Genomic DNA, 10,094 nt, shown 5'->3' with positions numbered 1-10,094 from the left:
AGGAGGAGGTTCGCCCGCGCGTGCAGAGCCGGATCCGCCGCCCACGCCTCCGCGAGCGCCGCCATGCCCTTGACCCGGTGCAGCCGGCCGACGCTGAGCAGCAGCGGAAGTCCGCGCCGCTCCTCGGGGAGTTCCGCGAGCACCCGGTCGAGGGCCGCGAGATCGCCGCCCTCGTCGACCGCGACCGGCTCGCCCGCGGCCGAGGCGCGCGCAGCCTCCTCGCCCCGCTCGACCAGGCCCACGTCGATTCCCTCGGGGACGATGGTGTGCCGCTCGGGGTGCGCGGTGATGTCCACGCCGAGCAGGTGCCGCGCCGTCTCGGCGAGCTGCTCGCGGGGGAAGAGCACTGTGTGCGCCGCGTCCGCCGCCAGGCGCTGCACGAGCCGCACGCGGAACCAGAAGTGCTCGCTCGCGTCGCGATCCCCGAAGTCGGCACGGGTGAGCGCTCCGGAGGCGTCCAGCCCGGCGATCAGCGCGTGCGGGTCGGGGGCGAGGGTGAACACGACGGGGATCTCGAGCTCGCGCGCGACCGCGGCGGCCGCGAGGGAGCCGACGTCGGCCATCCGCAGATGCAGCACGTCGACGCGACCGGCCGCGCGCAGGATGCGGCGGATCCCGCGCTCGGCCGAGACCCGGCGGCTCCAGGCCTGAGGCATAGAGACTGCCGGCCCGACGAAGGGCACCGGAGCGAAGGCATGCCCCGAGGAGGCGAGCTCGCCCAGCGCCCGCTCGGCCTCAGCGGGAGTGCCGCGCGAGAGCGTGAGCACGCGCTCGATCCCGGCCTGCTCGACGAGCGAGTCGCCGAGGCGGACGAGCAGGGTGGCGATGCCGCCGTTGTCGCCAGCGCCCACCCGGGTGAGCGTGCCGTCGATGTCCGCGTGGACGAAGAGCTGCGCGATCGTCGAGCCGGCGGCCACGGCAGGAGCAGGAGCGAGGTCGGTGAGTGCGAGGCGGGCGATCGGGCCGATCGGCGCCTCCTCCTCGGCGAGGCGGCTGAGCAGCAGCTCGGCGTCGTCGGATCCCCGCTCGCCCAGAGCATCGGTCGCCGCGGCCCGCGCCGGCACACCCTCACTGCGGTCAGCGGCGATCCGGAGGAGCGTGCGCTCGGCGATCGGCCCCGGCACGAGGCCGAGGGTCTCGACGTAGCGGCCGCGCGCCTCGGGGTCGACCTCGCCGATCAACGCGCCCTCGAGCGCGACGGCGAGGAGCTCGGGCGTCGACGACGCCCAGAGCAGAAGCGTGCGCTGCGCGAGCATCGCAGAGAATCCGCCCTCGCGGACCAGGCGCAGCAGCGGCTCCAGCGCCGCAGACCGCGGAAGACGGCCGCCGAACGCCCACGCGGCATGCTCGCGCAGGTACGGCCGCTCATCCTCGAGCAGCATCAGCAGTGCGAGGTCCGCCTCCTCGTCGAACACCTGCGCGAGCGAGTGCACCGCTGCGATCGCGGTCAACTGGTCCGAGGGGTCGATCGCCGCGCGGGTCAGCAGTCGCACGGCCCGGCCGCCGCCGTCGCTGACGGCCGCTACGGTGAGCTCGTCCGCGGCCCGGATCGCCTCCAGCAGCGTGGGAGCGGCGCGCACGGCGTCGAGAACGGTCTGCGTGGCCATGGATCACCTGGTCTGTCGGAGCGGAGAGTGCGGTGGAACGCGATCCCGAGCGCAGGAAGCGCACCGCATCCGAGCATGCCGTGCAGACAGCTGGGATTTCGCCTCTTGCATCAGAAGTCCTCCCGCGGTACGGCTCGCTGTCAAGGGGTCCTGCGGATCCGATTCCTGCGCAACGCGCGTACCGGACGACACACAGGGCCTCAGAAAGACGCGCCGGCGCTCAGGCCTCCCGGCCGATCCTGGGAACCGCCCGCACCGAGCTGGCCTCCATGGAGATCGAGATATATCGTGTCTCTCATCAACTCGCGTTATATCGCGTCGCGACGGTGCGCCCCCTCCGGGTGCAGAAGGAGGAATTCATGTCACTCGAGAAATGGCTCGTGCAGGCAGGTGAGACGAAGGTCATCGACCTCGACATCGTCCGCTCGATCACGATCGCGCTGGTCGGCGGGCAGATCGACGTCATCGCCCACGACGAACCCACGGCCCGCGTCGAGGTGCACAGCGTCGGCGGGCGGCCGCTCAAGGTCTCGATGGACGGCGACCGTCTCGAGATCGACCACATCCAGCTCCGCTGGGACACCATCGTCGACGTCGTGAAGGGACTCGGCCGCCGCGGGGACCGCGCCGACATCAGCCTCCTCGTCCCCCGAGGGGTCGCGCTGAAGTTCGACACCATCTCGGCCGACGGCCTCGTCTCCGGGCTCCACAGCGACGCCCGCATCTCGACGGTCGGCGGCGACATCGTCGTCGACGGCCTGCACGGCGATATCGACGTGAACACTGTCCACGGCGAGCTCTCGGTCCGCAGCCACACCGGCCGGGTCGCGGCCCGCACCGTGTCCGGAGACGTCACCGCGGCCGGAGCGCTGACCCGCTTCTCCGTCGACGGAGTGTCGGGCAACGTCTTCGTCGACGCCGACGGCGCCCCCGACGAGGTCCGGGCCAACACGGTCGGGGGCGACCTCACGGTCCGCATCGACGAGGGCCTCGGCGCCCGCTACCGGATCAACACGGTCTCTGGCACCCTCCAGCTCGACGGCTCGATCGTGAAGGGCACCTTCGGGCGCGGCTTCACCTCGACCACCGGCTCCCTCGACTCGAAGTGGGTCGACATCACCGCGAACTCCGTCTCGGGCGACGTCACCGTCGTCCGCCGCCCGGCCGCTCCGGCGACCGCCTCCGTGAACGAGGGCTGGGGATCACCCGACTCCGCCCCCTCCGACGAGCAGCGCCCGACCGACGGAGGTGCACTGTGAGCCCCGTCTTCGCGCACGGACGCCTGCGCCTCTACCTGCTCAGCCTCCTCGCCGAATCCCCCCGCCACGGCTACGAGCTGATCCAGGCGCTGAGCGAACGCTTCGGCGGCACGTACGCGCCCAGCGCCGGCACCGTGTACCCGCGTCTCGCCAAGCTCGAGGAGGAGGGTCTCGTCACGAAGGAGGCCGACGGCCGCAAGACCGTCTACTCCATCACCGACCAGGGCCGCGCCGAACTCGAGAACCGCGCCACCGACCTGGGCGACATCGAGGAGGAGCTCACCGACTCGGTGCGCCGCCTCGCCGACGAGGTCCGCCTGGGTGTCGCGGAGGCGATGAAGAGCCTCCGCGCCGACCTCGCGAGCGCCGCCCGAGACCCCCGCGGCTCGGCCTCCACCCCCCGACCGGAGCACTCGGCCGACGAACCGCGCGCGCAGGACACCGCCGCACCCGGGCAGCGCACGCCCGACGCGGCGACCGAGAACGCCCCCGCACCGACCGACGCGCGCACCGCCTCCCGGCTCGCACTGCGGGACGCCGAGGTGCTGCTCACGGAGTTCCGTGACGAGCTGCGGGCCGAGCTGCGCACGGCGTCGACGAAGGGCTCCGTGACGTCCGCGAGCGTCGACGCACTGCGCTCCGCGCTCGAGCAGGCTCGAACAGCGGTCCGCTCGACCCTGGGCTGATCCGGCCTCCGCCGGGAGCGCACGCCATCGCTCCCGGCGGAGCACCCACAGCCCCGCCCCTACCGGCGACCGACCGCGAGCGCTTCCTCCTCGACGTCGAGGAACGCGAGAGCACTCATCACCGCGGGCTCCTGGTACCGGCCCTCGGCGCGAGCGCGCAGCACCGCCTCCCGCTCGGCCGCGATCATCACGCGCCGCAGCCGGTTGTAGGCCTGGGGAAGCGGCTCCGCGCCCTCCTCCGCCGGAGGATGGGCGAGAGCATCCGCGAGGAACGTCGCGTTCCGGCGCAGCCGCTCCAGCACCCGCTCCTCGACCCCCTGCTGCGGTTCCTGGTCGAGCCGCGCCAGCCCGGCCTCCTGGGCCTCGGCGAGCAGCATCTGCTTCTCGACGTGCTCCTGCGCCTCGTTCGGCGACGGGAGCTTCAACGCGCGGATCAGCCGGGGCAGGGCGAGACCCTCGATCAGAGTGCCCGCCACCACCACGAAGGCGAGGAACTGGAGGAACGCGCGCTGCGGCGTCTCCTCGGGCAGGAGGAAGGCCGCCGCCAGAGTGACCACCCCGCGGATGCCTGCGAAGGAGACACCGATCGCGGTCGGCCAGGTCCAGCCCCGCTGCTGCAGCCTCCGTGGGCCGTGACGGAAGAGCAGCGTGGTCAGGCACATCCAGACCACCCGGCTCCCGATCAGCGCGGCGAGCACGGCGGCACCGATCCCGACCGTCTGCCAGACCCCGATCCCCGAGTCGGCCGTCGCCTCGACCACCGACGAGAGGCTCAGCCCGATGAAGAGGAACACCGCGTTCTCGAGCAGGAACTGGATCGTGCGCCAGTTCAGCGACTCCGCGATGCGCGCCTGCGCCGACTGGATCACCGGCGCACGGAAGCCCAGGTAGAGCCCGGCGACCACCACGGCGAGCACTCCCGAGCCGTGCAGCAGCTGCGCCGGGATGAAGGCGACGTAGGGAGTCACCAGCGACAGACTCGTGTCGAGCACCGGTGAGGACACCTGCTTGCGGACGACGCCGAGGAGCACGGCCACCGCGATGCCGACTCCACCGCCCACCGCCACGGCGAGCACGAAGTCGAGCGCGATCCGACCCGGCGTCACCGTGCTCACGAGGGCCAGGAGGGCGGCGTTCAGCGCCACCAGCGCCGTCGCATCGTTGAGCAGACTCTCGCCCTCGAGCACCGTCAGCATGCGGCGCGGCAAGCGGAGGCGTCCCGCGATCGCCGTCACCGCCACGGCGTCCGTCGGCGCGACGATCGCCCCGAAGGCGAGTGCCGCGGCGATCGTGATCGCCGGAACCACCATCCAGGCGACCGCTCCGACGATGAGCACCGTGAAGACCACCAGGCCCACCGAGAGCAGCAGGATGCTGTCGCCACGGGCGCGGACATCGAGCACCGAGGTGCGGATGGCCGCCGCGTAGAGCAGCGGCGGCAGGATCCCGAACAGCACCACGTCCGGCTCGACCACCACCTCCGGGATGCCCGGCACGAAGGAGGCGAGCGCACCGACGGCCACGAGCGCCACGGGCGCCGACCAGTCGACGCGGCCCGACACTCCCGTCACCAGCACGGTGACCACGACGAACGACACGATCCACACGATCGCGACGACGGGTTCCTCCATCGCGCCCCTCCTCCCGGGCGCAGCGCACCCCGCGCACCATTCTGGCCGCGTGCGGCGTCGGCGCCACCCTGCGAGGCCCGCATCAGCCGGCGCCCGGGAGCCCGCCCTCCTCGCGGAGCACCGGATTCCGCTCCGCCTACCGTCCGGCCTCGTGGATGTCGCGGGCCTTCGTCACGCGGGCCGGGTCGACGGGGTTCATCCCGAGCACGATCTTGCCGCGGGAGTGGCGCTTCTCGAGGTCGTTGAAAGCGTCCTGCACCTGGTCGAACGGGTAGAAGCCCGAGACCAGCACCCGCAGCTTCTGCTCGCCCACGAGTCCGACCAGCTCGCCGAGGATCTCGGTGTCGCGCCGCGCGGTCTCGGCGTCGGGCCAGACGGCGCGCAGCTCGATCTCCTTGCGGTCGTCGCTGGAGTGGAATCGGCCGTCTACGATGTCGAGCTCGGCGGCCAGCTCGGGGTTCGTGCCGCCGAAGTTGTCGAGGAACACGGTTGCTCCACCGGGCGCCGCGGCGCGGATGCGCTCGGCGATCCCGTCTCCGTAGACGATCGGCTTCACGCCGATCTGGCGGAGGTAGTCGAAGTTGCGCTCGCCGCAGGTGCCGATCACGGTTGCGCCGCGCAGTGTGGCGAGCTGGATCTCGAGACTGCCCACGCCTCCGGCCGCAGCCGAGACGACGACCGTGTCGCCGGCTCCGACGTGGGTCGCCTCGAGCGCGCGCCAGGCGGTCACGCCCGCCAGGAACAGAGCACCGCCGACCTCCCAGCTCACGGAGGCGGGCTTGGCCACCAGGTTCTCGCGCGGCACCACGACGTGGCTGGCGTGCGAGCCGACCAGTGCGTGGCCGACGACGTCGGTGCGCAGGCGGAGGTCGTCGACTCCCTCGCCGAGGCCGACGACGACGCCCGAGAAGTCGGTGCCCTGGCGCATCGGGAAGGCTGCGGAGTGGTCGGAGTCGAACTGCCCCTGCCGGATGAACGCCTCCATGTGGTTCACCCCCGCGGCGAGCACCTCGACGAGGACCTCCCCTCGGCCGGGCCGGGGGCGCTCGACCTCGACGATCTCGAGGACGTCCGCCCCGCCGAAGCGGGAGTACTGGACGATGCGGCTGGAGTGGGGGTTCAGGCGGGACATGGCCTCATCATCCGCCCCCGCCTCGGAATGCCGTGGCCCCCAAACGGGGACGTGCGACTCAGGGACCCTCGCTCGGGCAGTACAGCTGGGTGCGCGGGCCGGAGCGGTCGATCACGTGCTCGGACATCGCCCGGCCGCAGAGGGGGCAGGCCTGCCCGGCCGGCGCCTCCTGCGCGGGCTGGTCGTAAGGGCCGAGTGGAGGCGGGCCGATCCAGGGGAACAGGCGCGCGTTGAAGCGCTGGTAGAGGGAACCGGGCTTCTTCCGCGTCATATCGTTAGTGTACTAAGCATCAGGGCACGATGAGAGGATGGCGCCGTGGAACCCGACCCCCTCGCCCTGCAGAACCAGGTCTGCTTCTCCCTCGCGGTCGCGGCTCGCACCGTGATCGGCCTCTACCGCCCGGTGCTCGAGCCGCTCGGCCTCACCCACCCGCAGTACCTCGTGATGCTGGCGCTCTGGGAGCGCAGCCCGCGCTCGCTCGCCGACCTCGGCTCCGCCCTGCGCCTCGAGCCCGCCACCCTCAGCCCGCTGGTGAAGCGGCTGGAGGCGAGCGGCCACGTCACCCGAGCGCGCAGCGCCGACGACGAGCGCCGCCTCGACGTCGCCCTCACCGCCTCCGGAGCCGCGCTGCGCCAGCAGGCCCTGCGTGTGCCGCCGCAGATCGTCGAGCGCCTCGACCTGCCGCTGGACGAGCTGACGGCCCTGCGCGAGAACCTCACCCGCCTGATCGGAGCCGCGACCCGGCCCGCCGGCTGACGCGACTCGAGGGCCCCTCGGCGCACGGCCCCCGGAGCAGCCGCGACGCGACCTCGCGAAACTCCCGGTCACAGCGGGAGACCAGCCGCCGCTCGGACCGCGCCCGGCCGTCTTGACCTGCCCCCCGCACGGAGTAGTGTCGTCGCTCGTGACACACGAGGGTCCCCCGTCCGATCCGGCCGAACCGCCGAGCGACGCGACCGAGCTCCGCACCGCGAAGCACTTCTTCATCGGCGAGCCGCTCCCCAGCGACAAGCTCGAGGGACAGCTGCTGAAGAAGCGCCTGGCGCTCCCCATCTTCGCGAGCGACCCGCTCTCCTCCGTCGCCTACGCGCCCCAGGAGCTGCTGATGCTGCTCCTGCTGGGCGGCCTCTCGTTCCTCACTTTCGCGCCGTGGGTCGCGGCCTGCGTCGTCGTCGTCCTGGTCGTCGTGGTGCTCAGCTACCGCCAGCTGATCCGGGCGTACCCCTCGGGAGGCGGCGACTACGAGGTCGCGCGCACCAACCTCGGCGAGACGGCCGGCCTCACGGTCGCCTCCGCGCTGCTGGTCGACTACGTACTCACGGTCGCCGTCTCGGTCGCCTCCGGAGTCGACAACATCATCTCGGCGATCCCTGCGCTGGCGCCGCTGCGGGTCGAGCTCGCGCTCCTGTTCGTCGTGCTGCTGGCCGCCGTCAACCTGCGCGGCGTGGCGGAGTCGAGCAAGGCCTTCGCCGTGCCGACCTACCTCTTCGTCGGCAGCGTCTTCGTGATGGTCGTGGTGGGGCTCGGTCGCACCCTGCTCGGCGATGCGCCGGTCGCGGAGTCGGCGGGGTACGCCGTGCAGGGCGAGCAGCTCACGCAGGCCGCGGTCGTGCTCCTGCTGCTGCGCTCCTTCGCCAGCGGCTGCGCCGCGCTGACCGGCGTCGAGGCGATCTCGAACGGGGTGCCCGCGTTCCGCGCCCCGAAGATCAGGAACGCGCAGCTCACCCTCGTCGCGATGGGCTCGATCGCGATCACCCTTTTCGTCGGCGTCACCGCGCTCGCCCTGGTCTCGAACGTGCACTACGCCGAGAACGCGTGCCATCTCATCGGGTTCGCCGACTGCGCGACGACGCCGCAGCGCTCCGTCATCGCCCAGATCGCCGCGGCCACCTTCGGCAACAACACGGTCCTCTTCTTCGTCATCCAGGCCGCGACGGCCGCCGTCCTGCTCCTTGCCGCGAACACCGCGTTCAACGGATTCCCGCTGCTCGGCTCGGTGCTGGCGCGCGACGGCTACGCGCCCAAGTCGCTGAACACCCGCGGCGACCGCCTGATCTACTCCAACGGAGTGATCGTCCTCGCGCTCGTCGCCGCGATCATCCTGCTCGTCTACCAGGCGTCGCTGACCAGCCTCGTGCAGCTGTACATCATCGGCGTCTTCGTGTCGTTCACGCTCGGACAGTCGGGCATGGTGAGGCACTGGCTCCGGATGATCCGCTCGGGCGAGGGCTCGCGCACCGTGTACACGAGCCTGGGCATCAATCTCTTCGGCGCGACGATGACCTTCGCGGTCCTGGTGGTCGTGACGATCACGAAGTTCACCCACGGCGCCTGGCTCGTCTATCTGATCATGCCGATCCTGGGCATCCTGATGGCCGGCGTGTACCGCTACTACCGCGACGTCGAGAAGGAGATCGAGGTCGATCCGACCACGACCTTCGGCGCGAACCGCGACCACGCGATCGTGCTCGTGGGCCGGATGAACAAGCCCACCCTGAAGGCTCTCGACTACGCCATCGCCGCGCGGCACGAGACCCTGGAGGCGGTGCACTCCTCCGTCGACGACGCCCAGACCGAGCAGCTCAAGGCCGACTGGGCGCAGATGGACATCCAGGTGCCGCTGCGCTGCGTGGCCTCGCCGTACCGCGACATCTCGTACCCGCTGATCAAGTACATCAAGGCGCACCGGCTCGAGCACGGCTCCGAGATCACCACGGTCTACATGCCGCAGTACATCGTGGGGCACTGGTGGGAGGCGTTCCTGCACAACCACAAGTCGCGCCGGATCCGCCAGAAGCTGCTGCTGGTGCACGGCGTGACGGTGGCCCTGGTGCCCTGGCTGCTCGACTCCTCCGAGCTCATCTACGGACGACGCTCGCGGCCGATCCCCGGGCAGACCCGGCGCGGCGAGCCGGTGCGACCGGTGACGCGCAGGCCGATCCCGCCCGCGTCCTCCCTCCCCCAGGGCGCTGCCGGCGAGGGCGCACCGCGCATCAGCCCGCAGCGGCCCTCGGCCGCGGCCCGGCCACGCTCGAAGCGGCGCTGACGCCGGACCGCGCAGCCAGGAGCCGGGCGCGCGGAGGTGTCCTACGCGCGAACGGCTCGGCATGCACGAACAGGCACCGGCACGCACGAACAGGCAGGGGGCCCGCGGCGTGTGCCGCGAGCCCCCGGTTTCCCCTGTGCCTTCCCCCGAAGGCGGCCCGCCCCAACGGGCCGTCACCGACGCTAGAGGCGGGCTCTCCATCGGCGCATCCTCCTCGCGACGGATGCCCGCCACCGTTCAGCGGGGATCCGCACGGCTCGAGAACGATTCAGCGCGCCGCGCGCCCGACCGTGAGCCACCACACTCCGGCGACCGCGACGAGCGCGGCGACGCCTCCCGAGACGAGGAGGACGGCCGCCTGGACCACCTGGGCGCGGGATGCGCTGTCGAGCGGGTCGATCCCCTGGCCGACCAGCACGATCCCCGAGGGCACGACGGCCGCCGCGAAAACGACCGCGGCTGCCGCGATGCGCACCGGCTGCCTGCCGTCCGGCTCGAGCACCCGCGGACGCCGGCCGACGTACCAGACCACGGCGCCTATCCCCAGGCCGACCATCCCGAGCACCCCGCTGGCGTACTGCACCCACGCAGAGCGACGAAGGGGCCGAGCTGATCGCGAAGCACCGGGATCGCCGAGACGAAGAAACCGCCGCGGTGGGTGAAGCCGTCCCAGAGCACATGACTGGCGGCTCCCAGCACCACCCCCGCGGCGGCGAGGACGAGCGCCTCGAC

General features: G+C 72.0%; 10 protein-coding genes. 4 read left to right on the top strand and 6 right to left on the bottom strand.

All coding sequences use genetic code 11. The annotated features are described in order from the left end of the window. Positions 1 to 1,607: glycosyltransferase (locus ACH61_RS11975; protein ID WP_068212334.1), on the bottom strand; the 1,607-nt coding region annotated here is incomplete at its 3' end. 359 nt (positions 1,608 to 1,966) lie between these two features. On the opposite strand from ACH61_RS11975, the gene ACH61_RS11970 reads away from it, so the two are divergent. Both ACH61_RS11970 and ACH61_RS11965 read left to right on the top strand, forming a co-directional pair. Beyond that, entirely contained in the window at positions 1,967 to 2,866 is a 900-nt protein-coding gene (locus tag ACH61_RS11970; protein ID WP_068212332.1) for a DUF4097 family beta strand repeat-containing protein, read from the top strand. Then, the gene (locus ACH61_RS11965) at positions 2,863 to 3,552 is read left to right on the top strand and encodes a PadR family transcriptional regulator (RefSeq protein ID WP_068212330.1); all 690 of its coding nucleotides are present in this window, start codon (positions 2,863 to 2,865) and stop codon (positions 3,550 to 3,552) included. The genes ACH61_RS11970 and ACH61_RS11965 overlap by 4 nt, the downstream gene beginning before the upstream one ends. A gap of 59 nt (positions 3,553 to 3,611) precedes the next feature. Here the strand turns inward: ACH61_RS11965 and ACH61_RS11960 are convergent, their stop codons facing one another. From ACH61_RS11960 to ACH61_RS11950, 3 genes are all read right to left on the bottom strand, one after another. Next, positions 3,612 to 5,183 carry a cation:proton antiporter gene (locus ACH61_RS11960; RefSeq protein WP_068212327.1) on the bottom strand — a complete coding sequence of 524 codons (1,572 nt, stop codon included), beginning with the start codon at positions 5,181 to 5,183 and terminating at the stop codon, positions 3,612 to 3,614. Between the two features lie 136 nt (positions 5,184 to 5,319). Further along, positions 5,320 to 6,315 carry an NADP-dependent oxidoreductase gene (locus tag ACH61_RS11955; RefSeq protein WP_068212326.1) on the bottom strand — a complete coding sequence of 332 codons (996 nt, stop codon included), beginning with the start codon at positions 6,313 to 6,315 and terminating at the stop codon, positions 5,320 to 5,322. Positions 6,316 to 6,373: 58 nt separating this feature from the next. Further along, a complete protein-coding gene (locus ACH61_RS11950) occupies positions 6,374 to 6,586 on the bottom strand; it encodes a hypothetical protein (protein WP_068212325.1) in 213 nt (70 codons plus the stop codon). Between the two features lie 45 nt (positions 6,587 to 6,631). On the opposite strand from ACH61_RS11950, the gene ACH61_RS11945 reads away from it, so the two are divergent. Then, entirely contained in the window at positions 6,632 to 7,072 is a 441-nt protein-coding gene (locus ACH61_RS11945) for a MarR family winged helix-turn-helix transcriptional regulator (protein WP_068212324.1), read from the top strand. A 148-nt stretch (positions 7,073 to 7,220) separates the two neighbouring features. After that, the gene (locus ACH61_RS11940) at positions 7,221 to 9,362 is read left to right on the top strand and encodes an APC family permease (RefSeq protein WP_413784037.1); all 2,142 of its coding nucleotides are present in this window, start codon (positions 7,221 to 7,223) and stop codon (positions 9,360 to 9,362) included. Positions 9,363 to 9,630: 268 nt separating this feature from the next. Here ACH61_RS11940 and ACH61_RS11935 read toward each other — a convergent pair whose 3' ends face one another. Both ACH61_RS11935 and ACH61_RS11930 read right to left on the bottom strand, forming a co-directional pair. After that, entirely contained in the window at positions 9,631 to 9,945 is a 315-nt protein-coding gene (locus ACH61_RS11935; protein ID WP_153038854.1) for a hypothetical protein, read from the bottom strand. Beyond that, positions 9,900 to 10,094 (bottom strand): DUF4184 family protein (locus tag ACH61_RS11930; RefSeq protein WP_153038853.1); only part of this gene is annotated, 195 nt, incomplete at its 5' end. The genes ACH61_RS11935 and ACH61_RS11930, both read right to left, overlap by 46 nt.

Source organism: Rathayibacter tanaceti (assembly GCF_001634385.1).
Classification (GTDB): domain Bacteria; phylum Actinomycetota; class Actinomycetes; order Actinomycetales; family Microbacteriaceae; genus Rathayibacter; species Rathayibacter tanaceti.
This window is presented reverse-complemented; position numbering and strand designations above follow the sequence as displayed.

Excerpts from the sequence above, each read along its gene's own strand:
- ACH61_RS11960 (WP_068212327.1), bottom strand. The coding sequence starts at position 5,183 with ATGGAGGAACCCGTCGTCGCGATCGTGTGGATCGTGTCGTTCGTCGTG.
- ACH61_RS11955 (WP_068212326.1), bottom strand. The coding sequence starts at position 6,315 with ATGTCCCGCCTGAACCCCCACTCCAGCCGCATCGTCCAGTACTCCCGC.
- ACH61_RS11970 (WP_068212332.1), top strand. The coding sequence starts at position 1,967 with ATGTCACTCGAGAAATGGCTCGTGCAGGCAGGTGAGACGAAGGTCATC.
- ACH61_RS11950 (WP_068212325.1), bottom strand. The coding sequence starts at position 6,586 with ATGACGCGGAAGAAGCCCGGTTCCCTCTACCAGCGCTTCAACGCGCGC.